Source organism: Kribbella kalugense, from assembly GCF_004365875.1.
GTDB classification, from domain to species: domain Bacteria; phylum Actinomycetota; class Actinomycetes; order Propionibacteriales; family Kribbellaceae; genus Kribbella; species Kribbella kalugense.
On sequence record NZ_SODF01000002.1, the window covers coordinates 1483165 to 1498278 of the forward strand.

Here is a 15114-nt window from a genome sequence, read left to right on the forward strand (position 1 = left end):
ACTCGGCAGGCGCGTCGAGTATTCGTCAAGGTATTCGTCCGCCACGACGACGAGCAGGTCAACGTCGCTCCAATCGTCAGCGGTACCAGCCCCCAGCGACCCAACCAACGCCACACCAACCACCACCGGATCCCCCCGAAGCGCAGCAGTCACCGCCCCCAACCACCGCTCCCGAAGCGCGGCCAACTCCGGCGCACACATGACGAGCTATTCCTCTCCGGAGAAGCGTTCCCAGGCTGATTGGCGGCTGATGCCTACGGCTGCGCCGATTCTGGCCCAGGTGACCGATCGGGAACGGAGACGCAGTACGCGCTCCTGTACGGCGGCTTCGACCTGGCCGCGGGACGAGTCGAGCTGCACCATCTGGGCCAGCAGTTCGTCGTCGCTCTTGCCGTCCAGCGGTGGGAACGTCGGCATCGGTTGCCCGCTCAGCAGCTGTTCACACAGGCCGACGCACTCGTTGCAGATGAACACCCCGGGGCCGGCGATGAGCCGAGCCACCTCGTCCGCGACCTTCCCGCAGAACGAGCAACGCATCACGTTGTCCGGCATAGCGCCCTCCAATCTTGTCAGGCTCTCCCTGACGGAGTGTCAGGCTAGGCCTGACAAGCCACGCGGGTCAAGATGTCCGGGAGAGGATGGTGGCTCGCCGCGGGACTGGGGGATCAGATGGATGCGCTGGGGGAGCCGTCGGCGGTGGTTGTTGTGGTGCTGCTTGTGGGGTTGTGCTCGTTAACGTGTTCGGGTTTCTGGCTGTGCGGAAGGAGCGGGTCGGAGACTGGTACGAGGGGGCGGTGTTCGCGACGTTCGTGCCGATTGCGGTGTCGACGATTGTCGGGTGGATGCCGTTGTTCGTCGTCGGCATCAGCGGGCATCTGTTGGTTGCGCTCTACGCCACGTTCCGCTGGTTCCGCCCGCGGTGAGGGACGAGGATCTGGGGATGGATGCGTCGACGTACGTCAGATATCAGAGTCCCGTTCCGGATCGGCGGGGCCGGCGGATCGGGATCTTCGGGTTGGTGAACATGCTGGGCCAGCGGGGGATGCTGACTGCGGACGAAGAACAGTTCCGGCGTACGACGAACGCCTGGTACGACGCGACGTACGCGAATCCCTCGACCACTGATCCAACGGTTTATGAGGACAATCCCCTTGCGGCAGCATGGTTCGCGACGACGGCCGAGCAGCTCCTCGAGCCGATCCCCGGATACCTGGCGATCCTTGCCGCCCACAACCTTCCGTGCGAGCGCTACGCCTCCACGTCCCCAGGCCGCGTCATCTACCAGGATCCGCACCAGGTGGTCGTCGTACCCCACGAACCCGAGGACCTCGACCGAGCCGCAACCATCATGTGGCTCCCACCCCGCCGGAAGGGCTGATCGGGATGGGGTTGGTGTACCTGACGGGGTCTTCGGGGGCGGGGAAGACGGCGGTTGGGGGTGTGCTTCGGGGGCGGGGGTTTTTGGTGTACGACGTCGATGGTGACGGGCTGGCTCGGTGGGTTGCGGACGCGACCGGAGTCGAGGTGAGCATGCCGGCGTACCGGGGTGAGGCATGGTTTGCGGAGCATACGTATCGGGTGCCGGTGGAGACGGTGCGGCGGATCGCGGGGGAGGTTGGGGATCGGGTGGGGTTCGTCTGCGGGACGGTCGGGAACGACGGGGAGATCTGGGAGCTGTTCGACGCGGTTGTCAGTTTGAGCGTCGATGCGGAGACGTTGCGGCAGCGGCTTGTTGGGCGGGGTGCGTTCGGGTCGGAGGCGGCCGAGCTGGAGCGGGTGCTCGCGTGGCACTCGCGAGTGGATGAGGACAACGAGGGGTACGGCGCTGTGCTGGTCGACGCGACCGGACCGGTCGAGCAGGTCGCCGATCGCGTCCTCGCAGCCCTCGAGCGCGATGGGCGTTGCTCGGGGTTGGGGGAGGTGGTGTAGTACGTCCTATGAGTGAGGACTGGGAAGGGTCTGGGTTGCCGCGGGGGATTGTGGGGGTGTTGGAGGAGCCGCGGGTGTTGGGGGAGATTGCTGAGCGGCTGGGGGTGACGGACGCTCGGGTGCTTTGGTACTTGGAGAAGCTTCGGGACGCCGGGCGGGTCGTCGAGGAGGACGGCGCTTGGCGGCGTACAGCGGCCGGCGCGGATCTTGCCGCGAGTCCGGGTGAAGTTAACGACGGGCGGACCGAGTTGCCGGGGTCGAGTGCGCAGGATTATGTGCAGGCGTACGCCGATGCGGCGGCCGGCATGTTCGGGTCCGGGTTCGTGCAGGACAGTGGGGAGCATGCGGGGCGCGTCCCGGGTGAGCGGGTCGCCGAGTTCCACGAGCGGCTGCGGAGTTTGATCGGGGAGTACTTCGCGCCGGACAAGATCGACCGGGCGGCCAGTCCGAAGTACGGGTTCGGGTGGGTGCTGACGCCGGTTGATCTGCACCCGCTCGACGACTAGGGCGTCCAGCAGAGGCAGAACGGGTGGCCGGCCGGGTCGGCGTACACCTGGACGCCGCGAGCCGCGGTCGGGTCGTCGGCCGGTTTGAGGAGTCGGGCGCCCAGGGCGAGGGCTCGTTCGTGGGCGGTGGTGTGGGCGTCGACGCCCTCGAAGTACAAGTCGAGATGCATCTGCTGCGGCGTACCGTCAGGCCACTCCGGCGGTACGTGGTCGGGCGCCAGTTGTACGCCGAGTGCCCAGCCTCCGTCGACCCAGATCGCGTGCCAGCGGTCGCTCCATTTCTCGACCGTGCCGTCGAGGAAGGCCGCCCAGAACGTGCTCTCGGCCTCGATGTCGGCCGCGTCGAAGACGATCATCCGGTGCTTGATGTCCATACACACGAGTCTGACTGCTGAAGTGGCCACGTGGATCACTTACGGTGATCTACATGGCGTTCGCGGCGAAGGGGAGCAAGGGAGAGTCGTTCCTTGCGGTGGTGCTCGGTGGTGGGACGGCGTTCGGGCTGGTCGTGATCACGTCGCGGGCCTGGAAGGCGTGCCACGTGGACGTCACCGGCAGCGTGCCGAACGGGCTGACGCTGTTGTTCCTCGGTCTGCCGCTCGCGCTGATCGTCAACCTGGTCCTGTTCACCCTCGTCTTCCGGTACGCCGGGAAGGCGTTCCTGTTCTCGCTGATCGCCGCGGCCATCGCGATCGCGATCGCCGACCTGGCACTGTTCTCCTGGCAAGGCACCCCGGCCGGCTCCCCCGGCAGCTGCCCCGGCAACGTCCCGCCATGGTGGCCAACCTGGATCCCGACCTGATCCGGTCAAAGCAGTCGTAGCAGCGCCGCGGCCCGTTCGGGATCGCCGAGGTACGCCGACATCGGGAACAGCCGGCCCCAGGAACCGGCGCGTGTCAGCTGGCTGAGGCGGCGGGCGAGCTCGGCCGCGCGGCGGAGGTCGGTCGGCGTGTGACCGTCCGCCGTCCACGGCTCGAGGTAGACATCGAGAAGGCGCGGAACGATGTCCGGCCCGTGCTGCTCGGCGGCGCGGTCGATCGCGACGAGCAGGCTGCAGAACGGGTGGCCGACATTCGCATCACCCCAATCGAAGAAGGTGTACCGCCCAGGCCCCGCAACCAGGATCTGCCCGTCATGTAGGTCGGCATGATCGAGCGTCTCCGGAATCCCGAGCCCAGCCAGCTCCGCGCACCAATCCACCAGACGAGGCCGAAACGCCAGCAATCGTTGACGATCCGCGACGCCGAGCGTCCGGTTGCCAGCGACGGTCTCATCAAAGATCTCAGGCAGCCTGAACACCCGAGCATCGGGTACGCCGAGTCGCACAAGCTCACCCGCCCGCGGTACGAGCGCCCTTTGCAGGTCGGCGTACTGCGTCAACACCAGCTCCCACTGCAGCGGTCCAGCGGACAGCGTCCGCAGTATCGGACCGCCGTCCGGGAGCAGCGACCAGCCGCGGGCGGTGTCGACGGCGTACGGCGTGAGGACGTGCTCGGGCGTCCATCGCGAGAGCGCCTCGGAGAGCGTGGGCTCGAAGGCACTCCCCGGTGAGGCGGCCTTGAACCAGACCGGTCGAGCCGCGTCCACCCTGATGATCACCGACCACGGCCGGACCCGCACCCACCGCTCACCGTCGAGGTCGAGTATCGCGAGGTGCCGATCGAGCCAGTCGACAGCCGCCGTACGCCAGGCCGGATCGTCCCAGGGCGTCCGAGCGTCCGGGTACGCCCCGCGGTCGATCTGCATGGGGTCAATAATCGGGGGATGACACGCTGGCCGGACACCCACTATCGGGTCGGCATCTCCGGCTGGCGCTACCCGCCGTGGCGCAAGGTCTACTACCCCGACGGCCTCCCGCAGCGAGCCGAACTCGAGTACGCCTCGAACCGGCTGAACTCGATCGAGCTGAACGGCTCGTTCTACGCGCTCCAACGGCCGTCGTCCTACCAACGCTGGTACGACGAAACGCCGGACGGATTCGTGTTCTCGGTCAAAGGTCCGCGATTCGTCACGCACATGAAACGGCTGGTCGACGTGGACGCGCCGCTGGGCAACTTCTTCGCCTCCGGAGTGTTTGCGCTCGGCAACAAGCTCGGTCCGGTGCTGTGGCAACTACCACCGAACTTCCGGTACGACGCGGATGTATGTGCAGCCTTCTTCGCCCGGTTGCCTCGGACAACGAATGCCGCGGTGGAAGTTGCCAAGGGCCACGACGAGCGGATGGAGGGCCGCGCGCTGCTGGAGTCCGCCGTCGACATCCCGCTCCGCTATGCGATCGAAGTACGGCACGAGAGTTTCAAGACGCCTGGATTCGTCAAGCTGGCGCGGGAGCACGACATCGCGGTGGTGTGTGCGGACACGGCCGGCAAGTGGCCGATGTTCGACGACGTCACCGCCGACTTCGCCTACGTCCGGCTGCACGGAGCCGATGAGCTCTACGTCAGCGGGTACGACGACAAGTCGCTCGACCGGTGGGCGCGGAAGATCCGCTCCTGGGACTGCGACACCTACGTGTACTTCGACAACGACGTGAAGGTGCACTCGCCGTACGACGCCGAACGGCTGGCGAGCCGGCTCGGAATCGGTTCGGCCGCTGCCGAAGTATGACGGGCTTACCGTCGGCTGCATGACAGACAACCCTGGAGAGCTCGTCGCGCAAGCAGTGGAACGATCGCTCAAGCTGGTCGTCACCTGGCCGGCCTGGGACGGCGAGCCGCGGACGTCCGACGACGGGCGTACGTACACCCCGCACAAGGCGGTCCGCCGGATCGCCGACCACATGGTCGATCACCTGGCCGAGATCGAGGCGCTGCTGGCCGGCGTACCGACCCAGCCCGACGAATGGCACGCGAGCGCGCTCACGTCTGCCGCCGACCTCGCGCCGTTCACGGAGGACGACGTACGCGAGGCCGAGCAGCGGCTCAGCCGGCTCGGTCGGACCTTCGTACTGCGGTACGCCGCCCTGGACCCGGCCGAGTGGGACAAGGACCGCAGCCCCAACTGGACCCTCCGCCAGATCGCCGAGCACCTGACCGAACTCGACTGGTACGCCGAACAAGTAGGCAACTTGTCGCAATCGAACTAGTTACAACCGAACTAGAACAGCCGCGCGCCGACCGGCTGCTCCAGGTCCAGCAGGAACTGCTTCCGCTTCAGACCGCCGGCGTACCCGGTCAGCGACCCGTTCTTCCCGATCACCCGATGGCACGGGATCACGATCGACAACGGGTTCTGCCCGACCGCCTTGCCGACGGCCTGCGCTGCGTGGGTCGGCTCCCCGAGCCGCCCCGCGATCTCGCCGTACGTCGTGGTCTCGCCGTACGGGATCTCCTCGAGCACCGTCCACACCCGGCGCTGGAACTCGTCCCCGTGCAGCTGAGTCGGAAGGTCGAACGTGACTCGCTCGCAGGCGAAGTACTCCTCCAACTGCTCGACGACGACGTCGATGAGCGGGTCCGACGCCTCCACGCCCAACGTCTCCGCCGTCGGCTTCACCCAGTGATGCGGGAAGTAGACGCCGATCAGCGCGCCGTCCGACACCACCACCGTGAGCTCCCCGATCCGGGTGCTGACCTTCGCATGCCTGTTCATACAGGTAGAACGCGTCAGCACCCGGACCTGTGAGGGCTTACGACCCGATGCGCTCCCGCGTCCGCTGCCGGAAGGCCCGCCCGATCGTGGTCCAGTCTTCCGCCTTCAGTTCGGCGACCGCGATTGCCGGTCGGCCGTCCTCCGGTGCCTGTGCGACCCACTCGCCGCGCATGTTGGTTACGCCTGCCACCAGACCGGTCTCCGGGTTGGCGGTGACGGCCAGACTGATCCAGTACGTGTTGTTCGCGGCCGTGCCCTGCGCCTGTACCCCGATGTGCCCGTTAGGCCCGTCGGTGCTGGCGTAGGAGACCAGTACGGCGTCGACGCCGAGCCGGTCGTACTCGGTGAACAGCTCCGGGAACATCACGTCGAGCCCGAGTGCGAGCCCGAAGCGGTATCCGTCCACCTCGAATGTCACCGGCTCCGTGCCCGGCGAGTACATCCAGGTGACCTTGGTGGTCGAGAGCGCGCGTTCGTCGTACCGAGTGACCAGTCGGCCCTTGTCCGATACGACGTACATGCTGTTGTGCGGCCGCGCGTCCGGCTGTTGGTGAACCGATGGGATCACCGTCCAGATCCCGAGCTCACCCGAGAGCCTGGTGATCTGGTCGAGCTCGGCGTCGAGCACCGGCCAGTCGGCCTTCGTCCAGTCGGACGGACCGATCTCGTCCGGACCGAGTGAGGACATCACCCGCTTGCTCGGGAAGCAGAGCGCCCCCTCGCCGAAGTGCACCAGCCGCGCCCCGGCGGCCGCGGCCTCCCGCATCAGGCGACGCACCTCCGCGCCGCTCTCGCGGAGCAGCTCGGGGTTGGTCGGGTCGTCGTGCACCGTCGACTGGGCGACGGCGATTCGTAAGGATTCCGGCATGTCTTCTCCTGCTGGAGTCGGACGGAAGTGCCGGAGGGCAGTCGTGTAGGACTCGCCGGTTTTCGCGGCTCGGGCTCGGACCCGTTGCTTGAAGTTCCTGTGCGCTGTCATCTGGCCTTCCACGCACTCGCACGCGATCCCCCAGCGATCCCGTCGAGGCGGCTGACCAGGACGAGCGGCCCGAGACAAGAAGTCCCTTTGCCTTCTCATGTGACCAGGCTGGGGCCGGTCGACGAAGGTGAGGCGCAGGCCGCGCCGGACCCACATCTTGACCGAGTTGCGGAGCCCTCGTCAACCAGGCTCGCCTCAGCGGTGCAGGTGGTCGTCGGCCGCGGCCATCGCGATCCCGACCAGCTCCGGGCTGAGGTCGACGACCGAGTTGCCGTCGGCGTCCAGCTTGCCGGATTCGGTGATGGCCAGGCCGATCAGTGCGAGCGCCCCGGCGCGGTGCCGTTGCAGGCGAACGGCCGGGTCCTCGCGGTGCGGTACCTCGCCGGCGTCGTCCCGCTCCCAGGCGGCGACGGCGCGCTCGGCCAGGGCGGCCGGCACCGTGACCCGGATCGCCGGCAGTCCGGCCGCGCGGAACGTCGTACCGATCAGACCCAGCACTCGTGCGTCGTTGGCGTACACAGCCCTGGATGGTAGCGACCACGGGCGGCATAAAGTCGGACCCGCGCACGGTTGTCATCGAAGTACCACCAAGACGATGGTTGGGAGCAGAGGGTGAGCATTCGAGTCGGGTACAAGGCGTCGGCGGAGCAGTTCGGTCCGCGGGAGCTGGTGGAGTACTCCGTCCGGGCCGAGGAACTCGGGCTCGACAGTGTGACCGTGTCGGACCATTTCCTGCCGTGGCGGCACGAGGGCGGCCACGCGCCGTTCGCGCTCGCCTGGATGGCGGCGGTCGGCGAGCGGACCAATCGGGTGCAGATCGGTACGTCGGTACTCACGCCGACGTTTCGATACAACCCGGCGGTGATCGCGCAGGCGTTCGCCACGCTCGGCGAGCTGTACCCCGGGCGGGTCATGCTCGGCGTCGGCACCGGCGAGGCGCTCAACGAGATCGCCGTGTCGGGGATGGAGTGGCCCGAGTTCAAGGAGCGGTTCGCCCGGCTGCGGGAGGCTGTGCAGCTGATCCGCGACCTGTGGACGAAGGACGGCGTCAGCGCCGAAGGCCCGTACTACAAGACCGTCGACGCGTTCATCTACGACCGTCCGGAGACCCCGCTGAAGGTGTACGTCGCCGCGGGCGGTCCGCTGGTCGCGAAGTACGCCGGCCGGGTCGGTGACGGGTTCATCGCGACGTCCGGCAAGGGCATGGAGCTCTACACCGAGAAGCTCATCCCCGCGGTGAAGGAAGGCGCGGAGAAGGCCGGGAAGAAGTTCGAGGACATCGATCGGATGCTCGAGGTCAAGGTGTCGTACGACCGGGACGCCGCTCAGGCCCTGGAGAACACCCGGTTCTGGGCGCCGCTGTCGCTGACGCCGGAGCAGAAGCACAGCGTCACGAGCGCGACCGAGATGGAGCGGCTGGCCGACGAGCTGCCGATCGAGCAGGTCGCCAAGCGGTGGATCGTCGCGTCCGACCCGGAGGAGGTCGTGAAGCAGTTCCAGCCGTACCTCGACGCCGGCTTCAACCACTTCGTCGTACACGGACCGGGACACGACCAGGAGCGTTTCCTGACCCAGTTCACCGAGGACGTCCTTCCGCTGCTGCGCAAACTGGGCTGAGCCGCCACAATCGCGACGTGGGCGATTACGAGATCCTGCAGGACAGCGACCCGCGGTGCGCCGAGCTGGAAGCAGCCGGCTACCGCGTGGTCGCTGAGTCGTGGGCCGTTCGGCTGTTCGACCCGGACCGCGAGTTGCTGGAATCCGCCGTACGCCGGGCAACCGCCGGCGGACTCACGATCCGCGAACTCGGACCCGAGTCGGCCGAACTCCTGCACAACCTCGAGAAGGCCAACGAGCCCGACTACCCGTACACGCCCGCGACGCATCGCGTGGTCGGTGAACTCGTGGACATCCGCGCGCTCTGGCCGGCGTACCGAGTCTTCGGCGCCTTCGACAGCAACCGCCTCGTCGGCGCCACCGTCATCCGCCAGAAGGACGGCTTCGGCGACACCTTCTTCACCTCGGTCCTCGCCACCCACCGCCGCCGCGGCGTAGGCCAAGCCGTCAAAGCCGCCTCGATCCTCGCCTTCCTCGACATCGGCATCACCCGCTTCTCAACGGGCGGCGCCGCCGCCAACCAGGCCAGCCTCCAAGCCAACCAGTCCCTCGGCTACCAACTAACCGAAAGCTGGCGCACCTACGCCCCGGGCCAGTAGCCCCAGCCGGCGCGGGCGGACGTAGTACTTAGTGGAGGTCGTCGGATAGGGACTTGGCTGCTTGGGTTAGGAGGGGGACGGCTCGGTCTACCAGGGCTTCGGTCATGCGGCCGGCTGGGCCGGAGATGGAGATGGCCAGCGGGGTGGGGGCGTCGGGGACGGCGACCGCGACGCAGCGGACGCCGACTTCCTGTTCGCCTTCGTCCATGGCGTAGCCGGTGTCGGCGGCCTGGTGGAGTTGGGTGGTGAAGGCGTCGGGCGTGGTGATGGTGTTGTCGGTGTGCTTCGGCATGCCGGTCCGGTGCAGGAGATCGCGTACTTCGGACTCCGGCAGGCCGGCCAGGATCGCCTTGCCCACGGCCGTGCAGTGCGGGAGCACGCGCCGTCCTACCTCGGTGAACATGCGCATCGAGTGCCGTGACGGGACCTGGGCGAGGTACACGATCTGGTCGCCGTCGAGCATCGCCATGTTCGCGGACTCGCCCAGTTCGTCGACCAGCCGGGCCAGGTGTGGGCGGGCGAACACACTGAGCATGTGTCCCGAACTCTCACCGAGCCGGATCAGCTTCGGCCCGAGCACGTACTGCCGGGACGGCTCTTGACGCAGGTAGCCGAGGTCGACCAGGGTTCGAACCAACCGGTGGATCGTCGGCAGCGGCAGGCCGGAGGCCGTGGCCAGCTGGGACAGGCCCATCATCCCGCCCGCGTCGGCCATCGTCTCGAGCAGCCCGAAGGCCCGCTCGATGGACTGCACACCGCCGGTGCGGCCCTTGCCGTTCGTCTCCGCCATGGAAGCCATCCTTTCCGGATGACGGAAGTTTAGCGCCAGATCCCGGAAACGCCAGACCTTGTATCTTCCGCACAGTAGATATTAGTCTCCACAATACGGAAAAGGAGGCTGCATGAGCCTGGATGACCTGACGGCGGAGCTCGACCGCCGGTTGGCCGCAGCGGATGCGGCGCTGACCGCGGACTACCGAGGCGATCGCGGCGTCCGCCAACCGGTGCACACCGTGTACGTCCCGGCCGACCGGTACGACGTACGCACGGTGGCCGACTGGGGTACGCAGGCCCGCGCCGCGCTCGACGAGCACGCCGGCTCGGCGACCGAGTTCGCGAAGGTGCTCGATCTCCCGGCGGAGTTCGCGGACGAGGTGTACGAACGCGTCCGCGCCAAGCTCGAACGCGAGCCGATCGAGGACCTCCGCATCGACTTCGAGGACGGCTACGGCAACCGCCCGGACGACGAGGAGGATGCCGCCGCGATCGCCGCGGCCCAAGCCCTCTCCGCCAACCCGGCAACCCCCTTCCACGGCTTCCGGATGAAGTCGCTCGAGGCCCCGACCCGCCACCGCGCGCTCCGGACCCTCGACCTCTTCATCAAAGAAGCCACGATCGACGACGGCTTCGTCATCACGCTCCCGAAGGTCACTTCGGTCGAGCAGGTCGAGGCGATGGTGTTCGCACTCGAGACCCTCGAGCAGCAGTACGGCGTACCGCAGCTCAAGTTCGAGATCCAGGTCGAGACACCCCAGGCGATCCTCGGCTCGGATGGGACCGCGTTGATCGCAAGGATGGTCAAGGCCGGCGGGCAGCGCGTGACCGGTCTGCACTACGGGACCTACGACTACTCGGCTTCGCTCGGCGTCGCGGCGGCGTACCAGAGCATGGAGCACCCGGTCGCCGACCACGCGAAGGACGTGATGCAGTTGGCTGCGGCCGGCACCGGCGTCTTCGTATCCGATGGTTCGACCAACGTTCTCCCGGTCGGCGATGCCGTACCTGACGCCTGGCGTCTGCACTTCCGGCTGGTACGACGTTCGCTTGCCCGCGGCATCTATCAGGGCTGGGACATGCACCCCGCTCAGCTCCCGACTCGCTTCGCGGCGACGTACCTCTTCTACCGAGAAGGCTTCGACCAGGCCGCTCTCCGACTGCGCGCGTACCTGGGCCACGGCGAGTCCGGCTACCTCGACGAGCCGGCAACGGCGGTCGCGCTCGCCGGTTTCGTACTGCGTGGCATCGAGTGCGGCGCGGTCGACACAACCGAGTTCGACACCGCAGACCTCGCCAGGCTGGCCCGCCGGGCTTAGCCTCGCGACATGCGACTGGTTGCGGAGTTCACCACCGAACCCTTCGACGTCGAGGGTTCGCCACCCGCCCACGCCACCGAAGCGCTGCGTGCGGCGGAGGAGGCCGGGCTCGACTGCGAGTTCGGCCCGCTCGGCACGCAGGTGAGCGGCGAGCAGCACCTCCTGCTGCCCGCCCTTCCGAAAGTGCTCGAGGCCGCGTTCGCCGGCGGCGCGAGCCAGGTGACGTTGCAGGTACGCCGCGATGCCTGAACAGCACCCACTCGTCGAGGCGATCACGCCGCTGGTCGAGCGGCTGAACGCGGAGCTCGTCGCGCCGGGCGACGTCCGCGCCGACGACATCCCGCTGGTGTGGGAGGGGGAAACGGTGGTCGCCGTACGCCTGCCCAACCTCGCCGCCGACAGCGGCCCGGTCGGCGGCGCCGGCGCCGGCGCGACGGTCGGGGGTGGCGTTCAAGGGCTGTTGACGGACGTCGCCGACGAGTTGGGTGGGCCGCTCAACGAGCTGTCGCGCGGTGACAAGCAGCAGGCGGTGCTGATGCTCGAGGCTCGGGGTGCGTTCGAGTTCCGGAAGTCGGCCGAGATAGTGGCCGAAGCGCTGGGCGTCACCCGCTTCACCGTCTACAACTATCTGAACCGCGCGCGCTGATTTTCAACAAACTGTTGACGACAGGCGAGGCGGCTGTCACGCTCTCGTCATACGGAAAGTCGATTTCGGGATTCGAGAAGGTGTGTGATCCGTGGACCTGGAGGAGTTCAACTCCACTCCGGCCGACCGGCTCCGGCCGGCGCTGGCAGCCTGCTGCGACGTGCCCCGCTGGGTCGACGGAATCCTGGCCAAGCGTCCGTACGGCGACCTCGCCGCACTGACCGCGGTCGCCGACCAGTTGCTCCGGGAGCTCGACGACGACGAGGTCGATCGTGCTCTCCAGGCGCACCCGCGGATCGGCGACCGGCCGCAGGGCGCGAGCACCGAAGCGGCCTGGTCACGGTCCGAGCAGTCCGGCGTCACCGACGAGCCGGAGGTACGACGGGAGCTTGTCGAAGGCAACCGTCAGTACGAGGAGCGGTTCGGCCGGGTGTTCCTGATCTGTGCCACCGGGCTGTCCGCCCGGGAGATGCTGACCAAGCTCCGCGACCGTCTCGCGAACGACAACGCGACCGAGGCGACCGTCGTACAGGAGGAGCTGCGCAAGATCGCACTGCTCCGGCTGGCGAAGGTGGTGGCATGAGCTCGCTCAGTACTCACGTCCTCGACACTGCTCTGGGCCAACCGGCACAAGGCGTTCAGGTCCGGCTCTACCAAGGTGACGTCGTCCTGGCGACCGGTGCGACGAACGACGACGGGCGGATCGCGGAGCTCGCACCGAAGCTGGAGCACGGCACCTACCGGCTCTGGTTCGACGTCGCGTCGTACGCGGCCGCGACGAGTCAGGACATCTTCTTTCCCGAGGTCTCCGTGACCTTCACGGTCGCCGACGAGCGGCACTACCACGTCCCGTTGCTGCTCAGCCCGTTCGCGTTTTCCACCTACCGAGGGAGCTGACTCCGATGGCCATTCACCTGGGAGCCAACCAGTACGGCAAAGCCGAGAGCCGCGTGGTCCGGATCTACCGCGACACGCCCCGCCACCAGATCCGCGATTTGAACGTCTCGACCGCGCTCCGCGGCAACTTCGAGGCCGCGCACACCACCGGCGACCAGAGCGACGTACTGCCGACCGACACGCAGAAGAACACCGCGTTCGCCTTCGCGAAGGAGAAGGGTGTCGGCGCGCTCGAGGACTACGCGCTGACGCTCGGCGCGCACTTCCTGGACGCGTCGCCGGCTGCCGAGGGCGCGCGGATCGAGGTCGAAGAGTACGCCTGGGAACGGATCCAGGTCGACGGCCAGGGTCACGACCACTCGTTCGTACGGACCGGCGGCGGCGTGCGTACGACGGTTGTCAACGTGGAGGGCCGTGGCGCCGAGCGGAAGACGTACGTCGTGGCGGGGATCAGCGATCTCGTCGTACTGAAGTCGACCGGGTCGGAGTTTCACGGGTTCCTCAAGGACAAGTACACGACGCTGCCGGAGACCGACGACCGGATCCTCGCGACGTCGCTGGTAGCTCGGTGGCGGTACGACCACACTGAGGTCGACTGGGACAAGTCGTACGACGAGATCAAGGGGCTGCTGCTCGAGCAGTTCGCCAAGATCCACAGTTTCGCCTTGCAGCAAACGCTGTACGGCATGGGTGAGGCGGTTTTGCAGCAGCACCCGGAAGTTGCCGAGATCAAGTTCTCCGCGCCGAACAAGCACCACTTCCTGGTCGACCTGTCGCCGTTCGACGTCGAGAACCCGGGCGAGGTCTTCATCGCCGCGGACCGCCCGTACGGCCTGATCGAGGCGACCGTGACCCGTGACGACGCGAGCGACGCCGGCAGCGCGTGGCACGCGATACCCGGATTCTGCTGAGCATGGCCGCGATCGTGATCGAGGGCGCCTACGTGGCTACCCTCGATCCGTCCCGGCGCGAGTTCGTCGGGCATGTTGTTGTCGAGGGCAAGCAGATCGTTGCGGTCGGCCACGGTCCGGCGCCGTCGTACGGCGATGCCCGGGTGATCGACGGGGCGGGATGCCTTGTCACACCAGGATTTGTGAACACACACCAGCACCTGTACCAATGGGTGACGCGCGGTCTTGCCGCCGACGCCACGTTGTTCGAGTGGCTGACTACGCTGTACCCGGTCTGGGCGCGGATCACCGAGGAGTCCGTGTACGTCGCGGCCCAGGCGGCGCTCGCCCAGCTAGCAAAGACCGGCTGCACCACCGCGTCGGACCACCACTACGTCTTCCCGCGTGATGGTGGCGATCTACTCGCCGCGGAGATCACGGCGGCCGCCGAGATCGGACTGCGGTTCCACCCGTCGCGTGGGTCGATGGACCGTGGTCAGAAGGACGGCGGGCTGCCGCCGGACTCAGTTGTCGAGGACCGCGACGAGATCCTCGCCGCGACCGAGGCCGCGATCGACCGCTGGCACGATCCGTCGCCGGACTCGATGCTGCAGCTCGTAGTCGCACCGTGCTCGCCGTTCAGCGTGAGCGGCGAACTGATGCGCGAGTCGGCTGAGTTGGCTCGGCGCCGCGGCGTACGCATGCACACGCATCTGGCCGAAACCACGGATGAGACGGATTGGTGCCGGGAGACGTTCAACTGCACGCCTCTCGAGTACGCCGACCAACTGGGCTGGACCGGCAACGATGTCTGGTTCGCGCACGGCATCCACTTCGACGACACCGAGATCAAGCACCTCGGCAGTACCGGCACCGGCGTCGCGCACTGCCCCAGCTCCAACGCCCGCCTCGGCGCCGGCATCGCCCGCACCGCGGACCTCCGCGCGGCAGGCAGCCCCGTAGGCCTAGGTGTGGACGGTGCCGCTAGCAACGAATCCGGAAGCCTCGTCGAGGAAGTCCGCCACGCCCTCCTCTTCGCCCGAGCCCGCGGCGGCCCGCAATCCCTGACCGTCCGAGCGGCCCTCGAGATGGCCACCCTCGACGGCGCCCGCATCCTCGGCCGCTCGGACGACATCGGCTCCCTAGAGCCCGGCAAACTCGCCGACCTGGCCGTCTGGAACCTCAACACCCTCGCCCACGCCGGCATCCCCGACCCGATCGCCGCACTCGTCCTCAGCACACCTCCGCCCCTCGACCTCCTCCTCGTCAACGGCCGCCCTGTGGTCCAACACGACGTACTCCAAACAGCCGACCCCGACGCCCTCGCCGCCGACGTCGCCCGCACCCAGGCCAAGCTCCTCGCCTGA

General features: G+C 67.7%; 23 protein-coding genes and 1 pseudogene. 16 read left to right on the top strand and 8 right to left on the bottom strand.

Annotation, left to right across the window (positions count from 1 at the left end; translation table 11 throughout):
- Positions 1-45 precede the first annotated feature (45 nt).
- Both EV650_RS41505 and EV650_RS24975 read right to left on the bottom strand, forming a co-directional pair.
- Positions 46-201 (bottom strand): annotated as a pseudogene (locus EV650_RS41505) (nucleotidyltransferase domain-containing protein); the annotation flags it as partial.
- A gap of 6 nt (positions 202-207) precedes the next feature.
- Positions 208-552 (bottom strand): ClpX C4-type zinc finger protein, encoded by a 345-nt coding sequence (locus EV650_RS24975; RefSeq protein ID WP_134121437.1) that lies wholly within the window; start codon positions 550-552, stop codon positions 208-210.
- Between the two features lie 185 nt (positions 553-737).
- On the opposite strand from EV650_RS24975, the gene EV650_RS24980 reads away from it, so the two are divergent.
- The 4 genes from EV650_RS24980 (at position 738) to EV650_RS24995 (ending at position 2435) form a co-directional block, all read left to right on the top strand.
- Positions 738-923: a hypothetical protein gene (locus EV650_RS24980; RefSeq protein ID WP_134121438.1), complete on the top strand. Its 186-nt coding sequence runs from the start codon at positions 738-740 to the stop codon at positions 921-923.
- A 17-nt stretch (positions 924-940) separates the two neighbouring features.
- Complete coding sequence (locus EV650_RS24985) at positions 941-1378, top strand: hypothetical protein (protein ID WP_134121439.1); 438 nt, start codon at positions 941-943, stop codon at positions 1376-1378.
- Positions 1379-1464: 86 nt separating this feature from the next.
- Complete coding sequence (locus EV650_RS24990) at positions 1465-1929, top strand: hypothetical protein (protein ID WP_134121440.1); 465 nt, start codon at positions 1465-1467, stop codon at positions 1927-1929.
- A 74-nt stretch (positions 1930-2003) separates the two neighbouring features.
- Positions 2004-2435, top strand: coding sequence for a helix-turn-helix domain-containing protein (locus EV650_RS24995; protein ID WP_134121441.1), 432 nt, complete (start codon positions 2004-2006; stop codon positions 2433-2435).
- On the opposite strand, the gene EV650_RS25000 is transcribed toward EV650_RS24995, so the two are convergent.
- Positions 2432-2809, bottom strand: coding sequence for a VOC family protein (locus EV650_RS25000; protein WP_134121442.1), 378 nt, complete (start codon positions 2807-2809; stop codon positions 2432-2434). The genes EV650_RS24995 and EV650_RS25000 overlap by 4 nt on opposite strands.
- Before the next feature lie 53 nt (positions 2810-2862).
- On the opposite strand from EV650_RS25000, the gene EV650_RS25005 reads away from it, so the two are divergent.
- On the top strand, positions 2863-3237 hold the full coding sequence (locus tag EV650_RS25005; protein WP_134121443.1) for a hypothetical protein: 375 nt from the start codon (positions 2863-2865) through the stop codon (positions 3235-3237).
- Between the two features lie 5 nt (positions 3238-3242).
- Here EV650_RS25005 and EV650_RS25010 read toward each other — a convergent pair whose 3' ends face one another.
- On the bottom strand, positions 3243-4181 hold the full coding sequence (locus EV650_RS25010; RefSeq protein ID WP_134121444.1) for a phosphotransferase: 939 nt from the start codon (positions 4179-4181) through the stop codon (positions 3243-3245).
- A gap of 18 nt (positions 4182-4199) precedes the next feature.
- Between EV650_RS25010 and EV650_RS25015 the strand changes: the two genes are divergently transcribed.
- Both EV650_RS25015 and EV650_RS25020 read left to right on the top strand, forming a co-directional pair.
- A complete protein-coding gene (locus EV650_RS25015; protein WP_134121445.1) occupies positions 4200-5042 on the top strand; it encodes a DUF72 domain-containing protein in 843 nt (280 codons plus the stop codon).
- A gap of 19 nt (positions 5043-5061) precedes the next feature.
- A complete protein-coding gene (locus EV650_RS25020; RefSeq protein ID WP_134121446.1) occupies positions 5062-5520 on the top strand; it encodes a hypothetical protein in 459 nt (152 codons plus the stop codon).
- Positions 5521-5531: 11 nt separating this feature from the next.
- On the opposite strand, the gene EV650_RS25025 is transcribed toward EV650_RS25020, so the two are convergent.
- The 3 genes from EV650_RS25025 to EV650_RS25035 all read right to left on the bottom strand — a co-directional run bounded on the left by EV650_RS25025 (position 5532) and on the right by EV650_RS25035 (position 7524).
- Positions 5532-6026, bottom strand: coding sequence for a methylated-DNA--[protein]-cysteine S-methyltransferase (locus EV650_RS25025; protein WP_134121447.1), 495 nt, complete (start codon positions 6024-6026; stop codon positions 5532-5534).
- A gap of 37 nt (positions 6027-6063) precedes the next feature.
- A complete protein-coding gene (locus EV650_RS25030) occupies positions 6064-6894 on the bottom strand; it encodes a carbon-nitrogen hydrolase family protein (protein ID WP_238174437.1) in 831 nt (276 codons plus the stop codon).
- Positions 6895-7200: 306 nt separating this feature from the next.
- Entirely contained in the window at positions 7201-7524 is a 324-nt protein-coding gene (locus tag EV650_RS25035) for a hypothetical protein (RefSeq protein ID WP_134121449.1), read from the bottom strand.
- A 93-nt stretch (positions 7525-7617) separates the two neighbouring features.
- Between EV650_RS25035 and fgd the strand changes: the two genes are divergently transcribed.
- Positions 7618-8622 carry a glucose-6-phosphate dehydrogenase (coenzyme-F420) gene (gene fgd / locus EV650_RS25040; RefSeq protein WP_134121450.1) on the top strand — a complete coding sequence of 335 codons (1005 nt, stop codon included), beginning with the start codon at positions 7618-7620 and terminating at the stop codon, positions 8620-8622.
- A 17-nt stretch (positions 8623-8639) separates the two neighbouring features.
- The gene (locus tag EV650_RS25045) at positions 8640-9221 is read left to right on the top strand and encodes a GNAT family N-acetyltransferase (RefSeq protein ID WP_134121451.1); all 582 of its coding nucleotides are present in this window, start codon (positions 8640-8642) and stop codon (positions 9219-9221) included.
- 28 nt (positions 9222-9249) lie between these two features.
- Here the strand turns inward: EV650_RS25045 and EV650_RS25050 are convergent, their stop codons facing one another.
- Positions 9250-10011, bottom strand: coding sequence for an IclR family transcriptional regulator (locus EV650_RS25050; RefSeq protein ID WP_134121452.1), 762 nt, complete (start codon positions 10009-10011; stop codon positions 9250-9252).
- 112 nt (positions 10012-10123) lie between these two features.
- Between EV650_RS25050 and EV650_RS25055 the strand changes: the two genes are divergently transcribed.
- The 7 genes from EV650_RS25055 to EV650_RS25085 all read left to right on the top strand — a co-directional run bounded on the left by EV650_RS25055 (position 10124) and on the right by EV650_RS25085 (position 15114).
- Entirely contained in the window at positions 10124-11314 is a 1191-nt protein-coding gene (locus EV650_RS25055) for a DUF6986 family protein (RefSeq protein ID WP_134121453.1), read from the top strand.
- A 9-nt stretch (positions 11315-11323) separates the two neighbouring features.
- Positions 11324-11563 (top strand): thiamine-binding protein, encoded by a 240-nt coding sequence (locus EV650_RS25060; protein ID WP_130445744.1) that lies wholly within the window; start codon positions 11324-11326, stop codon positions 11561-11563.
- Positions 11556-11960, top strand: coding sequence for a helix-turn-helix domain-containing protein (locus tag EV650_RS25065; protein ID WP_134121454.1), 405 nt, complete (start codon positions 11556-11558; stop codon positions 11958-11960). The genes EV650_RS25060 and EV650_RS25065 overlap by 8 nt, the downstream gene beginning before the upstream one ends.
- Before the next feature lie 91 nt (positions 11961-12051).
- Positions 12052-12543, top strand: a complete 492-nt coding sequence (gene uraD, locus EV650_RS25070) for a 2-oxo-4-hydroxy-4-carboxy-5-ureidoimidazoline decarboxylase (protein ID WP_134121455.1) — start codon at positions 12052-12054, stop codon at positions 12541-12543.
- On the top strand, positions 12540-12857 hold the full coding sequence (uraH, locus tag EV650_RS25075; protein WP_134121456.1) for a hydroxyisourate hydrolase: 318 nt from the start codon (positions 12540-12542) through the stop codon (positions 12855-12857). The genes uraD and uraH overlap by 4 nt, the downstream gene beginning before the upstream one ends.
- Before the next feature lie 5 nt (positions 12858-12862).
- Positions 12863-13768, top strand: coding sequence for a factor-independent urate hydroxylase (pucL, locus tag EV650_RS25080; RefSeq protein ID WP_134121457.1), 906 nt, complete (start codon positions 12863-12865; stop codon positions 13766-13768).
- A gap of 2 nt (positions 13769-13770) precedes the next feature.
- Positions 13771-15114 carry an 8-oxoguanine deaminase gene (locus EV650_RS25085; RefSeq protein WP_134121458.1) on the top strand — a complete coding sequence of 448 codons (1344 nt, stop codon included), beginning with the start codon at positions 13771-13773 and terminating at the stop codon, positions 15112-15114.

Excerpts from the sequence above, each read along its gene's own strand:
- EV650_RS25005 (WP_134121443.1), top strand. The coding sequence starts at position 2,863 with ATGGCGTTCGCGGCGAAGGGGAGCAAGGGAGAGTCGTTCCTTGCGGTG.
- EV650_RS25015 (WP_134121445.1), top strand. The coding sequence starts at position 4,200 with ATGACACGCTGGCCGGACACCCACTATCGGGTCGGCATCTCCGGCTGG.
- EV650_RS25065 (WP_134121454.1), top strand. The coding sequence starts at position 11,556 with ATGCCTGAACAGCACCCACTCGTCGAGGCGATCACGCCGCTGGTCGAG.
- EV650_RS25010 (WP_134121444.1), bottom strand. The coding sequence starts at position 4,181 with ATGCAGATCGACCGCGGGGCGTACCCGGACGCTCGGACGCCCTGGGAC.
- uraH (WP_134121456.1), top strand. The coding sequence starts at position 12,540 with ATGAGCTCGCTCAGTACTCACGTCCTCGACACTGCTCTGGGCCAACCG.
- EV650_RS24985 (WP_134121439.1), top strand. The coding sequence starts at position 941 with ATGGATGCGTCGACGTACGTCAGATATCAGAGTCCCGTTCCGGATCGG.
- EV650_RS25085 (WP_134121458.1), top strand. The coding sequence starts at position 13,771 with ATGGCCGCGATCGTGATCGAGGGCGCCTACGTGGCTACCCTCGATCCG.
- EV650_RS25020 (WP_134121446.1), top strand. The coding sequence starts at position 5,062 with ATGACAGACAACCCTGGAGAGCTCGTCGCGCAAGCAGTGGAACGATCG.
- EV650_RS25055 (WP_134121453.1), top strand. The coding sequence starts at position 10,124 with ATGAGCCTGGATGACCTGACGGCGGAGCTCGACCGCCGGTTGGCCGCA.
- EV650_RS25060 (WP_130445744.1), top strand. The coding sequence starts at position 11,324 with ATGCGACTGGTTGCGGAGTTCACCACCGAACCCTTCGACGTCGAGGGT.
- EV650_RS25000 (WP_134121442.1), bottom strand. The coding sequence starts at position 2,809 with ATGGACATCAAGCACCGGATGATCGTCTTCGACGCGGCCGACATCGAG.
- EV650_RS25025 (WP_134121447.1), bottom strand. The coding sequence starts at position 6,026 with ATGAACAGGCATGCGAAGGTCAGCACCCGGATCGGGGAGCTCACGGTG.
- EV650_RS24975 (WP_134121437.1), bottom strand. The coding sequence starts at position 552 with ATGCCGGACAACGTGATGCGTTGCTCGTTCTGCGGGAAGGTCGCGGAC.
- EV650_RS25030 (WP_238174437.1), bottom strand. The coding sequence starts at position 6,894 with ATGCCGGAATCCTTACGAATCGCCGTCGCCCAGTCGACGGTGCACGAC.
- pucL (WP_134121457.1), top strand. The coding sequence starts at position 12,863 with ATGGCCATTCACCTGGGAGCCAACCAGTACGGCAAAGCCGAGAGCCGC.
- EV650_RS25050 (WP_134121452.1), bottom strand. The coding sequence starts at position 10,011 with ATGGCGGAGACGAACGGCAAGGGCCGCACCGGCGGTGTGCAGTCCATC.